The organism is Lysinibacillus irui, from assembly GCF_028877475.1.
Classification (GTDB): domain Bacteria; phylum Bacillota; class Bacilli; order Bacillales_A; family Planococcaceae; genus Lysinibacillus; species Lysinibacillus irui.
This window is the reverse complement of sequence record NZ_CP113527.1, coordinates 823,703-843,955: the sequence shown is the minus strand read 5'-3', so window position 1 is coordinate 843,955 and position 20,253 is coordinate 823,703. Positions and strand designations below refer to the sequence as shown.

The following is a 20,253-nucleotide window of genomic DNA, read 5'->3' as shown; positions in this document are numbered from 1 at the left end:
ATGCGCGTAAAATGCGTAATTTGCGATACGATTCATAATATAGATGATAATTTGCCATTAGCAAAAAAGTTGCGTAATCGTCCAATCCATACTTACATGTGTACTATTTGCCATGATCGAATTAAAGATAATACGGTTGCACGACTTGAAACTGGCAATTTCCGGTTCTATATTACTTCACCACAAATGGATAAAGAATTTTAACATTTATAAAAGAGGTGCCTCTATTTCGAGACACCTCTTTTTCTCTATTATTCATTAGTTTTAATGATCGCCTTTTCAATCAATTCGACCACTTGATACATAATAGTTGCAAAAAATGCAATAATGAGCAATGACATTAGGACAAGGTTGAAATTAAATACTTGGAAGCCATAAATAATTAAATATCCAAGACCTTTTGATGCTACTAAAAATTCGCCCACTATAACCCCTACCCACGATAAACCAACGTTCACCTTCAGTGTTGAAATAATCGTAGGAAAAGAAGCTGGTAATATCACTTCCCGAAATATTTGCCATCTTGTTGCCCCAAATGTTTGTAAAACCTTACTATAGTTCGGGTCAACTCCTTTAAAAGCGGTATAGACAACAATGGTTGTAATAATGATGGAAATCAATGCACCCATCGCTATGATTGAAAAATATCCTGGACCAAGTGCTACAATTAAAATCGGTCCAAGCGCAACTTTTGGCATCGCGTTTAAAATAACTAAATACGGATCAAGTACCTTTGATAATAACGGAGACCACCATAAAACAATAGCAATTAACGTTCCTAGTAAAGTACCCGCTATAAAGCCTATTACCGTCTCCATTAGAGTAACACCAACATGCAATGTTAAAGAGCCATCGTTTACTTTTTCAATAAAGGTATGCCAAACATGCGTTGGTGAGCTGAATATTAAACGATCAATCCATTCTAACCTTGACAGTAGCTCCCATCCTCCGAAAAATAGGAGCAGAATAATAAGTTGATATAGTCGAACAAAGCGTTTCTCCTTTTTTAACAACTGCTGATATTGTTTAAATAATGTGTTATCCAAGGCTCTCCAGCTCCTTCCAAATGGTTTGGAAAACATCTGCATAGGCTGGATGCTGTCTTACATCAAACGGTGAAAGCTCACGAAGTGCTTTAGGAATTTCAAACACTTTGTGTAATGTCCCAGGATTTGCAGAAAATAGAAAGACACGCTCACTCATCGCGATAGCTTCACCAATATCATGTGTCACAAGAATAGCCGTCTTCTTATACGTTTTTAAGGTTTCAACGACTAAATCTTCTAACTTTAATTTCGACTGGTAATCTAAAGCTGAAAACGGTTCATCTAAAAGTAATATTTTTGGATTAACGGCTAATGTACGAGCAAGTGCCACACGTTGCCTCATCCCTCCTGATAATTCTCGTGGATAATTGTTCCCGACATGTGGTAAGCCGATTTCATGCAAAAGGGCATTGGCCGTTACTTTATGTGTTTTATTGCTCCGTTCCATGATTTTCAGACCGATTATTACATTTTCTTCAATAGTCTTCCACGGAAATAAATAGTCTTGCTGAAGCATATAGCCAATGCTAGTTTGATTATGTGCCGATAGTTCTTCCCCATCTATATAGACCTTGCCTTCAGTTGCAGGGAATAAACCCGCAATTATCGATAATAGGGTTGTTTTCCCACAGCCACTCGGTCCAATAAATGAGACAAATTCTCCTTCCTGAATGGCTAAACTGATATCACGTAATACTTCCTTTGCCTGTGTGCTTGAAAAATAACTATGGTGAATATTCTCTAGCTGCAAAAATTCCATATTACTCAGCAGCCTTTTCAGCAAAGGATGTATTGACAAGTTTTTCATACTCCACTCGTTGAGGAAGTTCACCTGCTTCCTCCATAATCGTTTGCAAGTTATCCCACTCTCCTTCGTCGAGGATAGGGTCAGTAGCATAGGAGCCTTGAGCTTTATAGCGCTCAACCACTGTTTCAATAATCGCTAAATCAACATTCTCAAAATACGGTTGAATAATTTTTGCCACTTCTGCTGAGCTTTCATTTTGTACAAAATCCTGTGCTCGTTGCAATGCATTTGTAAAGGCTTGAACAGTTTCAGCATCTTCCTTTAAATAACTGCTTTTTGCCATAAAGGATGTGTAAGGAAGAGTGCCCGACTCCGTTCCAAACGAAGCGATAATATACCCTTTCCCTTCTTTCTCAAAGACGCTTGCTGTTGGTTCAAATAATTGGACATAATCACCAGTCCCAGATGCAAAAGCAGTAGCAATATTGGCAAAATCGATATTTTGAATGAGCGTTAAATCATTCACAGGGTCGATGCCATGTTTTTTCAACACGAATTCCCCTGCCATTTGAGGCATACCACCTTTACGTTGCCCCAAAAAAGTCGAGCCCTTCAATTGATCCCATGAAAAATTATCTATCTTATCTCTTGCCACTAAAAAGGTCCCATCCGTTTGTGTTAACTGGGCAAAATTTTGAATGGGATCATTAGCACCTTGTAAAGTAACATAAATGGACGTTTCCGACCCAACTAAAGCAATATCAATACCATCTGACAGTAACGCCGTCATCGTTTTATCGCCACCTGCAATCGTTTGTAGCTCAACAGAAAGCCCCTCCTCTTCGAAGAATCCTTTCTCAAGCGCTACATATTGAGGCGCATAGAAAATTGAACGAGTAACTTCCCCTACTTTGACTTGTTCTAGCTCTGCTTTATTACATGCCGTCAAAGAAAGGAGTAACAAAGCAATGACACTCAATAATAAACCTTTTGTAAGCCAACGCATTCCCTTTCCTCCTTGATGTGATCAAAATAAGCCTATCGACATTAACTTATTCACATCAGAAGATTTCGGTGCCTACCAATTTATCTTGAAGTAGTATTTTCTACGGTTCGATAAGGACAATGATGTTTGATTTATTTTTTCAGCAGGTGTATAGGTAGCTTTCCGGGCAGTTTCTTAAATTTGGCCTGTCATTTATATTAGTGTAAATCAAAAAACAGTCTTAGCGTGATTATTATCGCTAAGACTGCTTCATGTAAAATTTCTTATTATAAAAACCTAAATGTTACTGATTGGTAGCTTGTTGTTCTTCTCTTTTCTCACGCCATAATCTTGTTTTATAGACAATTAAAATTAAGGCTGCTACGATAAGCCCTTCAATCATCGGCAAGAATAAGGCGAAAAACGTTAGCATGATACAACCTAAAAACAGGAACGCATAAATAATAATATTTTGAGATAACTTTAATTTCTTGGCAAAGCCTAGCTTATAGACAATGGCAGAAAGTACAAATACTAGAAGAAATACAACATAGCCTGCTATTTCATAGCTTGGTAAATTTTCGTATAAAAATCTAGTGATACCAGCCATTCTTCCATAAACTTTTGCTGTTTCATCTGTACTTGACTGTGCAGCAACTTGAATAACATTTAGTTCACCCAATAAAGCGGACTTTAGATCCAAGACTCCTCTTCCTTTCGTGGAAGCAAAAATTATTGTTCAGCGTTTTTTAGTTTTTTCGCTATTCTTTCACGTTCATTTTTATCTAGAATTTGTTTACGAAGGCGAATTGATTCTGGTGTGATTTCTAAATACTCATCATCATTTAAGAATTCTAACGCTTCTTCTAGTGTTAATAAACGAGGCTTTTTAATAACGTTTGTTGCATCTTTTGTCGCAGAACGAACATTCGTTTTTTGCTTCATTTTTGTTATGTTTACAGTGATATCATTTTCACGTGTATTTTCGCCAACGATCATACCTTCATAAATTTCAGTACCTGGCTCTACAAATAGTGTACCACGGTCCTCTACTTGCATCATACCATAAGTTGTTGATTTACCAGTTTCCATTGAAACAAGAACACCTTGGTGACGTCCACCAATGCGACCTGGAATATATGGTTGGTAGCAATCAAATGTATGGTTAATAATACCAAAACCTTTAGTCATCGACATGAACTCTGTCGTATAACCAATTAAACCACGAGCAGGAACTAAGAATGTTAAACGAACTTGGCCATTGCCATTGTTCACCATATCTAACATTTCACCTTTACGAGTACCAATTGATTCAATAACCGAACCAACATTTTCCTCTGGAACATCAATTTGTACACGCTCAAACGGTTCACATTTTACACCATCAATTTCACGAATGATTACTTGAGGTTTTGATACTTGTAGCTCGAAGCCTTCACGGCGCATATTTTCAATAAGAATTGATAAATGCAGTTCTCCACGACCAGAAACAGTCCATGCATCTGGTGAATCTGTATCTTCTACGCGTAAAGAAACGTCCGTTTGTAGTTGTGAACGTAAACGCTCCTCCACTTTACGTGCAGTTACCCATTTCCCTTCACGACCTGCAAAAGGTGAATTATTTACTAAGAATGTCATTTGCAGTGTTGGTTCATCAATACGTAATGGTGTTAAAGCATCTTGATGGTCAACAGGACATACTGTTTCACCAACGTTGATGTCTTCCATACCTGAAACGGCGATTAAGTCCCCTGCTTTAGCTGATTGGATTTCTTCACGTTTTAGACCAAAGAAACCAAATAGCTTCGTTACACGGAATTGTTTTACAGTACCGTCTAACTTCATTAAAGCCACTTGTTGACCTACTTCAATAGTACCGCGGAATACGCGTCCAATCCCAATTCGACCAACATAATCATTATAATCAAGTAATGCAACTTGGAACTGTAATGGATCTGCTGAGTTATCAACTGGTGCTGGGATTGCTTCAATTACTTTTTCAAATAGACATTGCATATTTTCTTCTTGATTTGCTGGATCAGCATCAAGAGAAGCTGTACCGTTAACACCTGATGCATAAACAACAGGGAAATCTAATTGATCATCGTCAGCACCTAGCTCGATGAATAATTCTAATACTTCATCTACTACTTCTAATGGACGTGCTGAATCTTTATCAACTTTGTTTACAACTACAATTGGTGTTAACTTTTGTTCTAACGCTTTTTTTAATACAAAGCGTGTTTGCGGCATACAACCCTCATACGCATCGACAACTAGTAAAACGCCATCTACCATTTTTAAAATACGTTCTACCTCACCACCAAAGTCGGCGTGTCCAGGCGTATCAAGGATGTTGATACGAGTTCCGTTGTAGTTTACTGCAGTATTTTTTGCTAAAATTGTAATACCACGTTCACGTTCAATATCATTAGAGTCCATTGCACGTTCTTCAACATGTTCGTTTGAACGGAATGTACCTGATTGTTTTAATAATTGGTCGACTAAGGTAGTTTTACCATGGTCAACGTGGGCGATAATTGCGATATTGCGAAGATCTTGACGTAAGTTTGTCATTATTCCACTCCATATTCTTTTTTCGAATGTTTAACTGTGATATTATAGCACAAGAAGGATAGAAATGTCCTTATTAGAATTTCCATCATTCTAAAAAATATTATCTGATTAACAATTTTTTATATAGGAGGCTAGGCTATGAATCGTGCAAAAATCGTAATGGCCATCTATGCATTAGCAGCTGTATTAGCAATGTGCTCTATCGGCTATTCTGTTGCGGCTAGTAATGTATTTGGTGTAATAGCAGGCATTGTGGCTACTTGTGTCATTTTCATGACAGCCTTTAAAATGAAGCGTAAACTACGTGCACAAGGATTACTTTAAACAAGTATGCTGCAACGGAGATAGATTGAGCATAGTTAAATTCCCGTAGAATAAATTCTCTCCCTATAGAGGGAAAGGATAAAAAGAGGAGCTGTCTAGTAAAAAGACGGCTCCTCTTTATTCATATGGCACAATATATTTTTCCAATAATTCTTTATGGATTGAAGGATTAGCGATGATAAAAGTATCCTGATGAAGAAAATCAAAGCCTTCTCCGTGTAAATTTGTGGCAACGGCTCCAACCTCTTGAGCGATAATAGTCCCGCCTGCAATATCCCATGGTGCTAGACGCATGGAGACATAGGCATCTAATTTGCCACTCACTACAAATGCAATTTCCATTGCCGCTGATCCGTAGGACCGTGTACCACGCACTTTGCGCACCATTTCTATTACTTTTTCATGGTGAATATGTCGATTGGGCGCTACCCAATGTGCATTAATGCCAATAACTGATTCATCCATTGTAACCGACTGAAGTTTACGCAAGGGTGTATTGTTATACCATGCCCCCTGACCCGAGATGGCATTAAATAGATCCTCACGCATGACATCAAATATGTACCCTAACTTACCTACACCATTCACAAAAATACCGATGGAAATCATGAAATGACGATGTTGCTTGACGAAATTCATCGTGCCATCAATCGGATCAATAATCCAAACAACTCCATCTAACGTTTCCACTTTTTCGCCCATTCCTTCTTCTCCTAAGATTTTATGGGTTGGATCAAAAGCTTTAATTTGCTTGATAAAGAATAATTCGGTCTCTCGGTCAATATTAGTAACAAGATCATTTGCACCTGATTTTGTCTCAATGACTAGATTATACGAAAAAGCCTCACGAATACGTTTTCCAGCTTCAAAAATAATACTTTTCGCAAATTCATCAATTTGTTGTAAGTCCATTAAAAAACCCACCCTTCGAATATAAGAAAAGGCTCTTTTTTCTATCGTTCTTTTTATGCTCCTCGTACCTTTTCCACAACTTAATAACTTATTTTGGTAATATAAACTTTAACTGCATAGAGATATAATGTCTATTTTACCCTTTGTCACAATAAAAATCACCTGCTGTCGGAATATTCAGCAAGTGATTTTTTAAATAGGTATTAGGTTTCCATTACGCATAGGCGTGCAAACTTTCAAGTTCCGATTGAATTTCTGCCAGACGTTTTTTACTTTTTTCAATTTCAAGGTCATTTTTTTCATTCATCGCGGCAAAGAGCGAAGCTAATTCATAATCTAATTCTAATTGTAAAATGTGTTCATATTGCTTTTCGATGTCAACTTTACGTATAATTTTTACGATTGGTTTCATAAAAAACACTTCCTTTTTTTAATTTTTTTACAAAAACTTTTCTAATTCGATAAAGTTCTTGTTATAAGATTTTTTCCCAAAATCAGCGTAAAATAAACCTTATAAAACGAAAGGAGTAAAATAAAATTGTCAAAAATAAAGTGGACAAACAAAGACTTTAAAGTTTTTACAATAGACGGTTTAGAACAAAGAATGGATGCGTTAAATATACAGGTACGTCCAAAATTCAATCAGCTAGGAGAACAGTTTGCTACTTATTTTTCTAGCCAGTTAGGCGAAGAATTCTTTCCACATGTTGCCAAACATGCTCGAAGAACTGTCAACCCGCCAAAAGATAGTTGGGTTGCCTTTGCTCCCTATAAAAGAGGTTATAAATCATTGCCTCACTTTCAGATTGGTCTATGGCACACACATTTATTCATCGTGTTAGCTATTATTTATGAAGCACCTCAAAAAAATGTAATGGCTGAACGTTTACTAGCTCATAAATCATTACTAGAGCAGCTTCCTAATGACTTTATTGTGTCTGGAGACCATATGTCCCCTGAAGCCATTTCTCTCGAAGAGGCAAAAGAAGAAGACAACCTTGAAGCATTGCTTATACGTCTGCGAGATGTCAAAAAGGGTGAGTTCTTAATTGGTCGACACATTCCAAAAGAGCAGGCAACAAAGCTTACTGCTAGCGAATTACACCAATTAACAGAAGAAACGTTTGAAAGCCTACTTCCTATTTACAATATCATCGTTGGAAAATAGCCCTATTTCGATTCATTTTGTATGGATTTTGATTGATGTATTTTATGCAATATGTCGTTTTTTAACACAAAAAATAAAAAAGTGGATGTGAGTATGACTCACATCCACTTTTTTATCGACCACCTTTAGGCAAGATTTTTATTATCGTACCATCTTCGGCTTCCTTTGTTTGTTTCACGACAGGATAGCTAATATAGCCACTTGCCTCTTCAAATTCACGAAAAATTGATTTTTCCTCAGCTTGTGAAGGGACTATCTCTTTAAAGCGACGATATTTAGCTAGCATGATTTCACGCTTGATGCCCTTTTCATAAGCTTTCTCGATTCCCTCGAAGAATTGAACAACATCCACAATCTCCTCTGTGGACCAATCAGTTGAAAACGGATATGAATATTCCATTCGACAAAACCACCTTTATGTTAATGCCCCCATTTTAACCGTATACTTTCAGCTTCTGCAACCATTCGATTGATTAGATCTTCAACGGTTGGGATATCGTGAATCATCCCTGTCACTTGACCTGCCCATCCAAAGCCTTGATTTCTATCTCCATCATAAATAAAACGCTTATTGGCTGTCCCACTTATATATTCTTTTAACGCCTCATATGTTGGTGTTCTTTCTTCAATTTCTAAAATTTTTTCCGTAAATTCATTACGTAACGCTCGTGCTGGTGCACCAATAGAGCGCTTAATAATTGTTGTATCAGCCTCTGTGCTTGCAAGTAACGCCTCCTTGTAAGCCTCTGACGCATCGACACACTCCTTTGTCGCAATAAAGCGAGTGCCCATTTCAATGCCTTCGGCACCTAGTGCATGAGCTGCCATCCAGCCGCGACCATCACCAATTCCGCCAGAAGCAATGACAGGAATTTTCACACTATCAACCACTTGTGGAACCAGCACCATTGTGCCGACATCATCACGTCCAAGATGACCTCCGCCCTCTTGACCCACGACCATGACAGCATCTGCTCCAAGCTGCTCAGCCTTTTGAGCTTGTCTACGTGCAGCTACAAGGACTAATTTTTTGATGTTAGTTCCTGCCAATAAATCAAATATAGGTGCTGGATTTCCTCCCGTCATTGTCACAACCGGAACTTCTTCTTCGACAGCAACGCGCACCATCTCCTCATAGCCTTTCCCATGCATACCTATTGCAAAATTAACACCAAATGGTTTATCTGTTAATGTTCGTACTTTATGGATCTCCTCTCGTAACAAGTCAGGATCCCGTAAACTCATAGCCGTGATTTGCCCTAAACCTCCAGCATTCGACACAGCAGCAGCTAAATCAGCGTATGCTAAATAGGCTAATCCTCCTTGTATAATTGGGTATTTAACCTGTAAAAGCTCCGTCACACGTGTATTCCAATTCATAGTACCTCCCCTTTCGTTCGATACTAATTTCTCGATACCCTGAAAAAAATCCTTTTATTTTTTATGAAAAGTCTATGTTTTCGTGTCGTTAGGTGCTATAATTCATTTGTTTTCTTAGATATTATAAAGTGAGGTGGTACCTGCGTTGTCACAACTAGAGACTCCATTGTTCGACGTATTACTTAAACATCGGAACAGACATCCCATACAGTTCCATATTCCAGGCCATAAGAAAGGGCAAGGGATGGACCCTGCTTTCCGTGAATTCGTCGGCGACAACGTTTTATCAATTGATTTAATTAATATTGCTCCACTAGACGATTTACATTCACCAAAGGGTGCTATTAAAGAAGCACAAAACCTTGCAGCAGAAGCCTTTGGTGCTGATCATACATTCTTTTCCGTTCAAGGTACTAGTGGCGCCATCATGACGATGATTCTGACCGTCGTCGGTCCAGGTGATAAAATTCTAGTGCCACGGAATGTTCATAAATCCATTATGTCTGCGATTGTATTCGCTGGTGCAATTCCAATTTTTATTCACCCTGAAGTTGACAGTGAATATGGGATTTCTCATGGCATCTCCCCTGAAGCTGTTGAGAAAGCATTAAATGCTTACCCAGATACAAAGGCAGTACTTGTTATTAATCCTACCTATTTTGGCTTTACAGCTGATTTAAAGCGTATTGTCGAAATTGCTCATGATCGTAATATTCCGGTTGTAGTAGATGAAGCTCATGGTGTCCACATAAAATTCCATGATGACCTACCGTATTCCGCAATGGAAGCCGGCGCTGATATGGCTGCGACAAGCGTTCACAAGCTCGGTGGTTCCATGACACAAACATCTATTTTAAATGTACGTGAAGGTCTTGTTTCAGCAAAACGTGTACAAGCTGTATTTTCCATGCTAACAACTACGTCAACATCATACCCATTACTTGCTTCGCTCGACACAGCTCGACGCCAGCTAGCTATTCATGGATATGATTTAATCGACGATGCACTGCGTTTAGCTAAGGATGCACGTAAACGGATCAATCAGATCCCGCATTTAAAATGTGCAGGTAAGGAAAAACTACACTCCTCTGCAACCTATGATATGGATCCATTAAAACTTCTTATTAGTGTAAAAGATTTAGGTATTTCTGGCCACAGAGCTGAAGAATGGTTACGTCATAACGCTAATATTGAAGTGGAACTATCTGACCTTTATAATATTTTATGTTTGGTGACATTAGGAGATACGAAAAAAGAAATTAATCTTTTAGTGAATGCATTAACTCGTATGTCAAAAGCATTTGATTCTGAAGCGGCTATAACAGAAGCTTTAGTGAATGTTCCAGAAATTCCAGCTCTTGCTATGTCACCACGTGATGCTTTTTATGCAGATACAGAAGTCGTTCCACTTGCAGAAGCAGATAACTGTATATGTGCAGAATTTATTATGGTATATCCTCCTGGAATTCCAATTTTTATTCCCGGGGAAATAATTACCCAAGAAAATATTCACTATATTCAAATGAATATCGAGGCTGGTTTACCAGTACAAGGTCCAGAAGATACCACATTAAAAACAATTCGTGTTATAAAAGAACGGAAACCGATTTTCTAAACATAACAAGCTAGCTCTCTTTCATGAAGAGCTAGCTTGTTTGCTTATTCACGATAAAACGTCAATAATTCAATTTTTTAGACAACAAAATAGTAATAACTCTTTACAAAAACAAATAGACAAAGAGAGGACAAAAAAATGCCCCAATCACAGCTGTTAAGCCCATAGATAATGAACCAACTGATAATTCCTGTTCCCCATATTCTCTTAATTTAACAAGACCTACCCCATGTGAGGCACTACCTACTGCAACACCTCTACTAACCGCCGAGTCGATTTTGCCATATTTAATGACTAATGGTCCGATAATAGCGCCTACAAACCCTGCAATCATGACAAAAACAGCTGTTAAAGGTGGAATACCTCCAATTGTCTCACTTACCTGCATTCCAACAGGCGTAGTTAATGATTTAGGTAAGGCCGTCAGCATCCAGCTAGCTTTAACACCAATCCATTTTAACAATACAAAAATAGTAAATAAGCCTGTGATCATACCTATGAAAAGTCCTGATAAAATAGAATATTTATATTTTATAATAATGGCTCGTTGATTATAGAGGGGATAGGCAAGTGCGACAACAGCCGGTCCAAGCATCTGCTGAAGCCATTCTCCACCTTTCATATAAGTTGCATATGGGATATCAAAAACTAGCAAAATCACTGCACTGACAATCGTTGTTGTGACCAAAGGAATCATGATAGGATGTGGAATTCGCTGATAAAGCTTTGTAAATAAAATGAACATGAAAATGGTGCTAAGGATAACAATCGCTTCAATCAACGGATAACTCCCCCTTTCCTTCTTCAACAGTTGTTTCTGCGTTTTCCTTTTTCGCCAATTCTTTTTTCTCAATGATTTGTGTCAGTAGACCTGTGATATAAATAGAGATTAATGTACTAGCTATAACGGCTAAGATAATGAGCAGTCCAGTCATTGACATGAGTTCTGGATAATCAATAACACCTACTGTTGCAGGTATGAAAAATAACGTTAAGATGCCAATGAGAAAACTTGCTCCATCTTGAATATATTCAACCTTAATGATTTTAAAAATGAGTGAAAGTGCTAATAACAATAATCCAATAACACTTCCTGGAAGAGGTATATGTAAATACGATACTATCCCTACTCCCATATAATAAAAAATGGTTAGTATGCCAATTTGAACAATAATCCGAACAACTCGCAACAATAGTGCAGCAAAATTTTCTTTCAACATTTCGCCACTTTTCACCCCCTATATCGTTCATTCTACATCTGCAGGAATTTTCTGTCTATTGTAATTTTAGAAAAATAATTAGTAAAGATTGAAAAATCTAAGTAATTTTATGAAATGGTATTCAAATTCCTATTCTCCAAAACTTTCATGATGTTGCTGTTGATGATGATACTCTCATACAGATTTTATCAATAGATCACTTAACTGCTTCATTTGCTAATTGTGCCGATTCGGTTCTCGTAACTTTTAGAATATTCCAACTAGTAATTTTCAAAATTTTTTTATATAATCGAAAATTACAAAAGATACTAGTTATATATATTACTAAAATTTCCATAATACACAATAAGGTGGGATCTTCTATTATCTTTAAAACATTAAAACTCCAAGCTCGCTTTGCCTATTACAGCAGTTTTTTAATTTTTATTATTGTCATTTTATCAGGCATTCTCTTTTATATGACCATATCTGATGCGTTGCAAACACAAATTGGTAACCGAGCACTATATTTAGCTGAAACAACAGCTAGCAGGGGCGATGTAATCGAAGCGTTTCATACAAATAATCCTTCCGAAAGTCTACAAAAAATTAGCAATGATATTATGCTTGCAGCAAAAGCTACTTATGTTGTAATAGGAGATAAACATGGCATACGCTACACCCATCCTATCGCTGACCGTATTGGTAAAACCATGGTTGGCGATGATAATAACCGAGCATTAATCGATGGTGAGTCTTATATTTCCATTGCGAATGGTTCAATGGGACAATCCATTCGTGGAAAGGCACCTATCTTTGACACAAATGGATCGATTATTGGAGTTGTGTCAATTGGATACTTAACAAGTGAATTAGATAGCTTATATTTTTTATATCTTGATAATATTTTTTATACGATGGTGATTGCATTAAGCATCGGTATAATCGGTTCTATTTTTTTATCCCGTAATATTAAAAAGCAAATTTTTAATTTAGAGCCAAGCGAAATTGCCAGTCTCTTAACAGAAAAAAATACTTTAATTGAATCAGTTCGTGAAGCGATTATAACGGTTAATGAGAAAGGTGAAATCACAACCCTAAATAATGCTGCCGCCAAAATCTTAAATTTAACGGATTCAGCTTCTATCATTGGTGATAATATCGAACAGCATATACCTAATACACATCTTCTTAACGTATTAACGAACGGTGAAAAACAACTTGATAAATTGATGATTGTTAATGGTCATGAAATTATCGTTAACCGTGTACCTATGAAGGTGAATGGTAAAGTTGTCGGCGCTGTTGCAAGTTTCCGATTACAATCAGAAATAGAGCAAATGGCTATCGAATTATCACAAGTAAAACAATATACGGAGGCTTTACGTGCCCAAACACATGAGTTTAATAATGTCCTTTACACAATATCTGGCCTTATTCAATTAAATGCTTCTGATGAAGCACTATCTATTATTCATAAAGAGGTACAAGGACATTCTTCTCTAACCCAATTTATAACAAAGCGTGTAAAGGACCCATTTTTAAATGGTTTAATTATCGGATTTTTTAATCGTGCCCGTGAATTAAAGATCAAATTGATCTTTGATGAGGATAGTTATTTAGAAACCTTTCCTGAAAACATTGAAAAAAGCCTAATTATTTCTATTATAGGGAATTTATTAACCAATGCTTTTGAAGAGGTTGATAAAAACAAAGAGCGACAACCAATTATCAGGCTTTTTATATTAGATAATGGAGAGGAAATCATCTTTGAGGTTGAGGACTCTGGTCAAGGTTTAGCACAAGAAAAATTAGATGTACTATTTTCTGAAAATATTTCCACGAAAGATAGGAAACATCGAGGCTATGGTTTAAGAAAAGTAATTTCCAGCATCCATGATCTAAACGGCACTCTTGCTCTTGAAAAAGGCGATTTAGGAGGTGCCCTATTTATCGTATCTATTAGCAAAAGGGGGACTATGATCCATGAACGATATTGAAGTGCTAGTAATTGAAGATGATGTACGTGTAGCAGACGTACATTGTCGTTTTTTAGAAAAAATTGAAGGCTATAAAGTAATTGCGCGGGCAAACACTGGTGAAGAAGCTTTAGATTGGCTTCAATCATTTTCACCGCAACTTATATTACTTGATGTCTTTTTACCAGATATACTCGGGGTTGATTTAATTGATAAAATTAAAGAAGTAAGCCCAACAAGTAGCATTATTTTGATTACCGCAGCCACAGAGGCACATATAGTACAGAAAGCTTATCGGAAAAATGTTACAGATTACATTTTAAAGCCATTTACATTCGAACAACTAAAAGAGAGTATAGAAAAATTCCGTTACAAGCATTTATTGCTGAAAAATAATGAGAATTTTACACAAGAAAAAATTCAATATCTTTGGCCAAAAGCAGGTTCATCTGGCCCTCAAGAAACACCGTTATTACTACCAAAAGGGATTGATCCAACAACAATGAATCATGTTATTAACCATTTAAGTTTAATGGAGAATGGTAGTACAGCTGAGCTGTTAGGAAAGAATATCGGTGTCAGCCGTTCCACCGCTCGTCGTTATTTAGAATTTTTAGTTACACAAAAGCAGGTTTATACTGAACTGACTTATGGCACAGTTGGTCGTCCTGAACGACGATACTTTATTTCTCAATAAACTTTATGAACAAAATGATGTTAATTCACATTATTATCACAATATTCCTAAAATTATGAAGTAAGTTATAGTATGGGTAGCGCTAAATTGATAGCGCTACCATTTTATTTTTAAGGGGGATTTTTATGTGGAGGAACATTTCTAAAATAATGGTAGCTGGCTTACTATTTACTAGTTTGGTTGGCTGCTCATCATCAAATGGAGAAAAAACAGAGGGAAAGAACGCCAGTGATTATCCGAAAAATAATATTACCATTGTTGCTCCATCTGGTGCTGGTGGTGGCTGGGATTTAACCGCTCGTGCAGTAGCAAAAACCATGAATGACACAGGGTTAATTGATAAGGCAATTCAAGTTGAGAACAAGCCAGGTGGTGGTGGTGCTGCCTTCATGGCAACATTTGCTACAAAGGAGGCCAATAATGATTATATGTTAATGGTTAAATCACCACCGATCCTTATAAATCATGAAAAGGCTGAAGGAAATAGTAAATTTGGCTATAAGGATACTACACCTTTAGCACAATTAACACGTGACTATGGCGCAATCGTTGTTAAAAAGGATTCTCCTTTTCAAACGCTTGAAGATGTTTTAAATGCCATGAAAACTTCACCAAAAGATGTCACATTAGCAGGTGGTTCTGCACCGGGTTCGATGGATCATCTAGTAGGAATTATTCCGGCTTATAAAGCGGGCATTGACTTAAAAACAATTAAATATGTTTCTTATGACGGTGGCGGTGAGGCGGTTACAGCATTATTAGGTGGCAATGCTGATGTTATTGCAACAGATGCCTCCACAATTGCTACTTATGTTAAATCTGGAGATGTTCGTGTATTAGCTGTAAGTTCCTCTGAACGCTTAGAAGGTGAGCTAGCAGAGGTTCCTACATTTAAAGAGTCTGGTATTGATGAGGAATTTACAATTTGGCGTGGTATTTTCGGTCCAAAAAATATGAGTGAAGATGCGATTACCTATTGGTCTGAAAAATTACAGGCAATGTCTGAATCAAAAGAATGGCAAGCTGAGGTGACACGTAATGGCTGGCAAGCAGAATACCGTAATGCGGAAGAATTTACAGCTTATCTAGACAATCAAAATAAAATAATCATTGAACTACTTACAGCTCTTGGTATGCAAAAATAAAAAATCGTTTTTTAAAAAAGACACAAGTATTTCCATTAAATATAGAACTACTTGTGTAACTTTATCTATTTTTAATGGAGGTGTAAAACGTTTGAGCTATACATTTGATAAAACATTTAGCATAATCCTCTTAGCACTTAGCATTTTGTTTATTTTTCAAGCAACACAGATTTCTGATAGTGCTTATGGGTCTACAGTTGGGCCAAAAATTTTCCCATTAGGTTTAGGTATTATTTTAGGTTTATTAAGTCTTCAATTATTTTATGAATCATGGAAAAAAGCTGTGAGAGAGCGAAACACAGGACCAACAACTTCTTCTAAAATATCTTCAACAGAGCTCAAAAAATTCTTAATCATTTTGGGTAGCGCTCTTGCGTATGTATTTTTCCTTGAAAAAATTGGTTATATGATAACAACATTTTTATTTTTGTGTATTAGCTTCCAAACAATGGAACGTACTAAACTTATTTATTCAATTTTTATTGCAGCTGGATTTTCACTAGGCGTCTATTATTTATTTACAAGTTTACTAGGAGGATCGTTGCCTAGTTTCCCAATTTTTTAGTACAGGAGTGAACATATGTCAACATTGCAATTTTTAGCTGATGGATTTGCTGTTGCCCTTCAATGGCAAAATCTTTTATTCGCTCTTGTTGGTGTCATAATTGGTACAGCAGTTGGTGTACTTCCAGGTATAGGTCCAATGAGCGGGGTTGCTTTATTAATCCCCGTTACAGCAACTATTACAGCTGGACTTCCAACGGAGGCTGCCGCTACAAGCTCAATTATTTTACTTGCAGGGGTATACTACGGAGCCATGTATGGTGGATCAACAACATCCATTCTATTAAACACGCCTGGTGAGTCCTCATCAGTTGTGACAACATTGGATGGCTATCAAATGGCTAAACAAGGCCGTGCTGGAAGTGCTCTTTCTATCGCGGCCATTGGCTCATTTTGTGCTGGAGTTGTAGCGTTACTAGGTCTAATACTATTAGCTAATCCATTGTCAAAATTAGCACTTAAATTTGGACCCGCAGAATACTTTTCTCTGATGCTATTAGGACTTGCAGCAGTAAGTGGACTAGCAGGACGTTCTATTACCAAAGCTTTAATCATGACTGTTTTAGGGCTTATGCTCGGGACAGTTGGTATAGATGCCGTATCAGGTATCGAACGTTTTACATTTGGTCAGCCTATGCTGTTCTCTGGAATTGAATTTTTAACTATCGCTGTTGGTTTATTTGCATTAGGTGAAGTATTTAAAACCATTCTTGAAAAAGAAGAAGAGGATGGTCAATTAGCAAAAATTAATCGTGTATTACCAACAAAGCAAGATTTAAAGGATAGTGCTGTTCCTATTGCTCGAGGCTCATTACTAGGCTTTTTCATCGGTGTATTACCCGGTGCAGGCGCAACACTTGCCTCATTCTTTTCTTATATTACCGAAAAAAAATTCAGTAAAACACCCGAGCAATTCGGAAAAGGTCATATTGCGGGTGTAGCTGGACCTGAATCAGCGAACAATGCTGCATCAGGCGGTGCAATGATTCCCTTGCTAACATTAGGAATTCCCGGCTCAGGTACTACTGCAATTTTAATGGGTGCACTTATTATGTATAATATTCAGCCGGGTCCATTATTATTTGATGAGCATCCTCAAGTTGCTTGGGGATTAATTGCCAGTATGTTTATTGGTAACTTAATGTTACTAGCATTAAATATGCCATTGGTCCGAATTTTTGCCAAAATAATCGAAACACCTAAAAAGTATTTATTGCCCATTATTATTGCGATTTCAATTTTTGGCGTTTATGCCGTTCAATTCGCTACGTTTGATTTATTTTTATTAGTAGCTTGTGGTGTTCTTGGTTATCTATTTGCTAAAAATGATTACCCAGTTGCTCCCTTAGTCCTTGCACTTGTACTAGGGCCAATGATTGAAAATAATATGCGCCGTGCATTAACCATTTCGAATGGAGACTTTTCTATTTTTATAACAAAGCCTTTATCATTACTATTTTTAGTGGTTGCAATTTCTTGGTTACTTATACCACTGGTTATGAAAATACGTGGTAAAAATGTACTTATTAATGAAGAAGGTTAAAATTTAAAAACCCACTATGCTTCTATAAGTATAGTGGATTTTTACTTTTCTATAATGCGTGGCCAGAGCCACCATCGATATTAACTGAAGTGCCTGTAACGTAGCTCGCTGCATCAGATACTAAAAAAGTTATAACGTTTGCAGCCTCTTGTGTATCACCTACACGACCGAGCGGAATAGCTTGCCCCACCTTACGGGAATATTCTTCCCACGATAAATCCGGTTCTTCTTTTTTCCATTTCTTTTCAATTTGGTCACTACGAATAAGACCTATACAGACAGAATTTACTCGAATATTATCTTTTCCTAAATCCTTGCTCATTGCCTTTGTTAAGGCAAGTCCAGCAGCACGGCTTACAGTAGTAGGAAGTGAGCTTGCTGGAGGTGTCTTCGCCATTACAGCTGTCACATTGACGATTGCACCTCCGCCAGCTTTTCGCATATAAGGTGCCGCATATTTTGAACAATGAATGGCCCCAAATACCTTTAAATCTAAATCAGCTTGCCATAATTCACTACTCACCGTTTCAAAGGGATTTGCTGAAGCGGTACCTGCATTATTAATGAGAATATCAATATGGCCAAATTGTTCTACAGTACGTTCGATTAAATACTTACAATCTTTTTCTTTTGTAATATCTGTTGGAACAATTAAAACATCTATACCTGTTTCATTTTTAATACATCCAGCTGCCACTTGTAGCTGTTTTTCTCCACGAGCACACAATACAACCTGTGCTCCCTCTTTGACAAGCTGCATAGCCGTATAATAACCAATTCCTTTACTTGACCCAGTAATAATTGCCACTTTCCCCTTTAAGCCTAAATCCATCATTATCACCCCAAATTATTTCGAATATTCCTAACAATATCTTTACTTTAACAAAATTACGGTCAATATACAAAAAACGGCTACAAAGCAATTGCTTTATAGCCGTTAGAACTGTTACCATTATTTTTTTGCTACAATGTGAATTGGGTTGCCAAGTAGTACTTCAGCAGTTTCCATTGTAATTTCACCTAATGTTGGGTGAGCGTGAATTGTTAATGCGATATCTTCAGCAGTCATTCCGCCTTCAATCGCTAAGCCCATTTCAGCGATCATATCAGATGCACCAGCACCTACGATTTGAGCACCAATTAATAAGCCGTCTTCTTTACGAGCAACAAGCTTCACGAAGCCTTCTGATTGGTTTAATGCAAGAGCACGACCATTTGCTGCGAATGGGAATTTCGCTGCTGTGTATTCGATGCCTTCTGCTTTTGCTTGATCTTCATTATAACCAACTGTTGCCATTTCAGGATCTGTGAAGCATACAGCAGGGACAGCAAGATAATCAACAACTGATTTTTCACCAGCAATCGCCTCAGCAGCGACTTTACCTTCGTAAGATGCTTTATGTGCAAGTTGTGGACCAGCTACGATATCACCGATTGCATAGATGTTTGGAATATTTGTACGACATTGTTTGTCAACATTGATTAGACCACGTTCACCGAATTCAACTCCGATTTCAGCAAGGCCCATTTCATCTGTATTTGGACGACGACCTACAGTAACTAATACGTAATCAGCTTCAACCTTTTTCTCTTCTCCGCCAACTTCATAAGTTACTACTACGCCGTTTTCAGTTTCTTCAACGCCTTTTGCAGACGCGTTAACTTCAATCTCAACGCCTTTCTTTTTAAGGCCTTTTTTAACGATTTGAGTCATTTGTTTTTCGAAGCCAGCTAAAATATCTTTTCCGCCTTCAATAATTGTTACTTGAGAGCCAAGGTTTGCGTAAGCTGATCCTAGCTCTGTACCAATATAACCTCCACCGATAACAACTAATTTACCAGGAACTTCTTGTAAAGAAAGTGCACCAGTAGAATTTAGTACGCGATCAGAGAATTTGAATGTTGGAATCTCAACTGGACGAGAACCTGTTGCAATAATGACATTGTTAAATGTGTAAGTTTGAGCAGATTCACCATTGATGATACGCACTGAATGAGCGTCAACGAAATAAGCTTCACCTTGTACAATTTCAACTTTGTTTCCTTTAAGTAAGCCTTCAACACCGCCAGTTAATTTTTTAACAACGCTGTCTTTAAATGCTTGTGCTTTTGAGAAGTCTAATTTCACATCAGAAGCGATGATTCCCATGTCATCTGAATGTTTAGCTTGCTCAAAACGGTGACCTACTGAAATTAATGCTTTTGATGGGATACAACCTACGTTTAAGCACACACCACCAAGTACATTTTTTTCAACGATTGTTACTTTCTGGCCAGTTTGAGCTGCACGAATTGCTGCTACATATCCTCCAGGACCTGAACCAATGACAAGAGTATCTGTTTCGATTGGGAAATCTCCTACTACCATTTT

Annotated in this window: 22 protein-coding genes; 9 read left to right on the top strand and 13 right to left on the bottom strand. The window is 37.3% G+C overall.

Annotated features, from left to right (window positions below; all coding sequences use genetic code 11):
• On the top strand, positions 1–204 hold the full coding sequence (locus OU989_RS03965; protein WP_274795823.1) for a YlaI family protein: 204 nt from the start codon (positions 1–3) through the stop codon (positions 202–204).
• A 47-nt stretch (positions 205–251) separates the two neighbouring features.
• Here the strand turns inward: OU989_RS03965 and OU989_RS03960 are convergent, their stop codons facing one another.
• The 5 genes from OU989_RS03960 to typA form a co-directional block, all read right to left on the bottom strand.
• Entirely contained in the window at positions 252–1,046 is a 795-nt protein-coding gene (locus OU989_RS03960; protein WP_274795822.1) for an ABC transporter permease, read from the bottom strand.
• Positions 1,039–1,806 carry an ABC transporter ATP-binding protein gene (locus OU989_RS03955; protein ID WP_274795821.1) on the bottom strand — a complete coding sequence of 256 codons (768 nt, stop codon included), beginning with the start codon at positions 1,804–1,806 and terminating at the stop codon, positions 1,039–1,041. Before OU989_RS03955 ends, OU989_RS03960 begins: the two co-directional genes overlap by 8 nt.
• 1 nt (position 1,807) lies before the next feature.
• The gene (locus tag OU989_RS03950; protein ID WP_274795820.1) at positions 1,808–2,800 is read right to left on the bottom strand and encodes an ABC transporter substrate-binding protein; all 993 of its coding nucleotides are present in this window, start codon (positions 2,798–2,800) and stop codon (positions 1,808–1,810) included.
• 283 nt (positions 2,801–3,083) lie between these two features.
• Positions 3,084–3,482 carry a YlaH-like family protein gene (locus OU989_RS03945; protein ID WP_274795819.1) on the bottom strand — a complete coding sequence of 133 codons (399 nt, stop codon included), beginning with the start codon at positions 3,480–3,482 and terminating at the stop codon, positions 3,084–3,086.
• Positions 3,483–3,511: 29 nt separating this feature from the next.
• Positions 3,512–5,356, bottom strand: a complete 1,845-nt coding sequence (gene typA, locus OU989_RS03940; protein ID WP_274795818.1) for a translational GTPase TypA — start codon at positions 5,354–5,356, stop codon at positions 3,512–3,514.
• A 138-nt stretch (positions 5,357–5,494) separates the two neighbouring features.
• Here typA and OU989_RS03935 point away from each other — a divergent pair, with 138 nt between their 5' ends.
• Positions 5,495–5,680, top strand: coding sequence for a DUF5325 family protein (locus tag OU989_RS03935; RefSeq protein WP_004224770.1), 186 nt, complete (start codon positions 5,495–5,497; stop codon positions 5,678–5,680).
• 117 nt (positions 5,681–5,797) lie between these two features.
• Here OU989_RS03935 and OU989_RS03930 read toward each other — a convergent pair whose 3' ends face one another.
• Together OU989_RS03930 and OU989_RS03925 are read right to left on the bottom strand one after the other, a co-directional pair.
• Entirely contained in the window at positions 5,798–6,592 is a 795-nt protein-coding gene (locus tag OU989_RS03930) for an inositol monophosphatase family protein (protein WP_274795817.1), read from the bottom strand.
• A 214-nt stretch (positions 6,593–6,806) separates the two neighbouring features.
• Entirely contained in the window at positions 6,807–7,004 is a 198-nt protein-coding gene (locus tag OU989_RS03925; protein WP_274795816.1) for a hypothetical protein, read from the bottom strand.
• A 126-nt stretch (positions 7,005–7,130) separates the two neighbouring features.
• Here OU989_RS03925 and OU989_RS03920 point away from each other — a divergent pair, with 126 nt between their 5' ends.
• Entirely contained in the window at positions 7,131–7,760 is a 630-nt protein-coding gene (locus tag OU989_RS03920; protein ID WP_274795815.1) for a YktB family protein, read from the top strand.
• A 112-nt stretch (positions 7,761–7,872) separates the two neighbouring features.
• Here the strand turns inward: OU989_RS03920 and OU989_RS03915 are convergent, their stop codons facing one another.
• Together OU989_RS03915 and OU989_RS03910 are read right to left on the bottom strand one after the other, a co-directional pair.
• Positions 7,873–8,160 carry a UPF0223 family protein gene (locus OU989_RS03915; protein ID WP_274795814.1) on the bottom strand — a complete coding sequence of 96 codons (288 nt, stop codon included), beginning with the start codon at positions 8,158–8,160 and terminating at the stop codon, positions 7,873–7,875.
• A gap of 20 nt (positions 8,161–8,180) precedes the next feature.
• Positions 8,181–9,140, bottom strand: coding sequence for an NAD(P)H-dependent flavin oxidoreductase (locus OU989_RS03910; RefSeq protein WP_274795813.1), 960 nt, complete (start codon positions 9,138–9,140; stop codon positions 8,181–8,183).
• Between the two features lie 145 nt (positions 9,141–9,285).
• Between OU989_RS03910 and OU989_RS03905 the strand changes: the two genes are divergently transcribed.
• On the top strand, positions 9,286–10,755 hold the full coding sequence (locus tag OU989_RS03905; RefSeq protein WP_274795811.1) for an aminotransferase class I/II-fold pyridoxal phosphate-dependent enzyme: 1,470 nt from the start codon (positions 9,286–9,288) through the stop codon (positions 10,753–10,755).
• A gap of 103 nt (positions 10,756–10,858) precedes the next feature.
• Here OU989_RS03905 and OU989_RS03900 read toward each other — a convergent pair whose 3' ends face one another.
• Together OU989_RS03900 and OU989_RS03895 are read right to left on the bottom strand one after the other, a co-directional pair.
• The gene (locus OU989_RS03900) at positions 10,859–11,536 is read right to left on the bottom strand and encodes an LrgB family protein (protein WP_274795810.1); all 678 of its coding nucleotides are present in this window, start codon (positions 11,534–11,536) and stop codon (positions 10,859–10,861) included.
• Entirely contained in the window at positions 11,529–11,975 is a 447-nt protein-coding gene (locus OU989_RS03895; protein WP_274795809.1) for a CidA/LrgA family protein, read from the bottom strand. Before OU989_RS03895 ends, OU989_RS03900 begins: the two co-directional genes overlap by 8 nt.
• A gap of 350 nt (positions 11,976–12,325) precedes the next feature.
• Here OU989_RS03895 and OU989_RS03890 point away from each other — a divergent pair, with 350 nt between their 5' ends.
• The 5 genes from OU989_RS03890 (at position 12,326) to OU989_RS03870 (ending at position 17,882) form a co-directional block, all read left to right on the top strand.
• Positions 12,326–13,954 (top strand): ATP-binding protein, encoded by a 1,629-nt coding sequence (locus OU989_RS03890; RefSeq protein WP_274795808.1) that lies wholly within the window; start codon positions 12,326–12,328, stop codon positions 13,952–13,954.
• The gene (locus OU989_RS03885) at positions 13,941–14,630 is read left to right on the top strand and encodes a response regulator (RefSeq protein WP_274795807.1); all 690 of its coding nucleotides are present in this window, start codon (positions 13,941–13,943) and stop codon (positions 14,628–14,630) included. Before OU989_RS03890 ends, OU989_RS03885 begins: the two co-directional genes overlap by 14 nt.
• A gap of 125 nt (positions 14,631–14,755) precedes the next feature.
• The gene (locus OU989_RS03880) at positions 14,756–15,775 is read left to right on the top strand and encodes a tripartite tricarboxylate transporter substrate binding protein (RefSeq protein WP_274795806.1); all 1,020 of its coding nucleotides are present in this window, start codon (positions 14,756–14,758) and stop codon (positions 15,773–15,775) included.
• 91 nt (positions 15,776–15,866) lie between these two features.
• On the top strand, positions 15,867–16,340 hold the full coding sequence (locus tag OU989_RS03875; RefSeq protein WP_274795805.1) for a tripartite tricarboxylate transporter TctB family protein: 474 nt from the start codon (positions 15,867–15,869) through the stop codon (positions 16,338–16,340).
• Between the two features lie 15 nt (positions 16,341–16,355).
• The gene (locus OU989_RS03870) at positions 16,356–17,882 is read left to right on the top strand and encodes a tripartite tricarboxylate transporter permease (RefSeq protein WP_274795804.1); all 1,527 of its coding nucleotides are present in this window, start codon (positions 16,356–16,358) and stop codon (positions 17,880–17,882) included.
• 49 nt (positions 17,883–17,931) lie between these two features.
• Here OU989_RS03870 and OU989_RS03865 read toward each other — a convergent pair whose 3' ends face one another.
• Entirely contained in the window at positions 17,932–18,714 is a 783-nt protein-coding gene (locus tag OU989_RS03865) for an SDR family NAD(P)-dependent oxidoreductase (RefSeq protein WP_274797274.1), read from the bottom strand.
• A gap of 120 nt (positions 18,715–18,834) precedes the next feature.
• On the bottom strand, positions 18,835–20,250 hold the full coding sequence (gene lpdA / locus OU989_RS03860; RefSeq protein WP_274795803.1) for a dihydrolipoyl dehydrogenase: 1,416 nt from the start codon (positions 20,248–20,250) through the stop codon (positions 18,835–18,837).
• Positions 20,251–20,253 lie beyond the last annotated feature (3 nt).

Coding starts and splice junctions, on each gene's coding strand:
- OU989_RS03955 (WP_274795821.1), bottom strand. CDS start 1,806: ATGGAATTTTTGCAGCTAGAGAATATTCACCATAGTTATTTTTCAAGC.
- OU989_RS03965 (WP_274795823.1), top strand. CDS start 1: ATGCGCGTAAAATGCGTAATTTGCGATACGATTCATAATATAGATGAT.
- OU989_RS03885 (WP_274795807.1), top strand. CDS start 13,941: ATGAACGATATTGAAGTGCTAGTAATTGAAGATGATGTACGTGTAGCA.
- OU989_RS03930 (WP_274795817.1), bottom strand. CDS start 6,592: ATGGACTTACAACAAATTGATGAATTTGCGAAAAGTATTATTTTTGAA.
- OU989_RS03880 (WP_274795806.1), top strand. CDS start 14,756: ATGTGGAGGAACATTTCTAAAATAATGGTAGCTGGCTTACTATTTACT.
- OU989_RS03870 (WP_274795804.1), top strand. CDS start 16,356: ATGTCAACATTGCAATTTTTAGCTGATGGATTTGCTGTTGCCCTTCAA.
- OU989_RS03915 (WP_274795814.1), bottom strand. CDS start 8,160: ATGGAATATTCATATCCGTTTTCAACTGATTGGTCCACAGAGGAGATT.
- typA (WP_274795818.1), bottom strand. CDS start 5,356: ATGACAAACTTACGTCAAGATCTTCGCAATATCGCAATTATCGCCCAC.
- OU989_RS03895 (WP_274795809.1), bottom strand. CDS start 11,975: ATGTTGAAAGAAAATTTTGCTGCACTATTGTTGCGAGTTGTTCGGATT.
- OU989_RS03925 (WP_274795816.1), bottom strand. CDS start 7,004: ATGAAACCAATCGTAAAAATTATACGTAAAGTTGACATCGAAAAGCAA.
- OU989_RS03950 (WP_274795820.1), bottom strand. CDS start 2,800: ATGCGTTGGCTTACAAAAGGTTTATTATTGAGTGTCATTGCTTTGTTA.
- OU989_RS03910 (WP_274795813.1), bottom strand. CDS start 9,140: ATGAATTGGAATACACGTGTGACGGAGCTTTTACAGGTTAAATACCCA.
- OU989_RS03935 (WP_004224770.1), top strand. CDS start 5,495: ATGAATCGTGCAAAAATCGTAATGGCCATCTATGCATTAGCAGCTGTA.
- lpdA (WP_274795803.1), bottom strand. CDS start 20,250: ATGGTAGTAGGAGATTTCCCAATCGAAACAGATACTCTTGTCATTGGT.
- OU989_RS03865 (WP_274797274.1), bottom strand. CDS start 18,714: ATGGATTTAGGCTTAAAGGGGAAAGTGGCAATTATTACTGGGTCAAGT.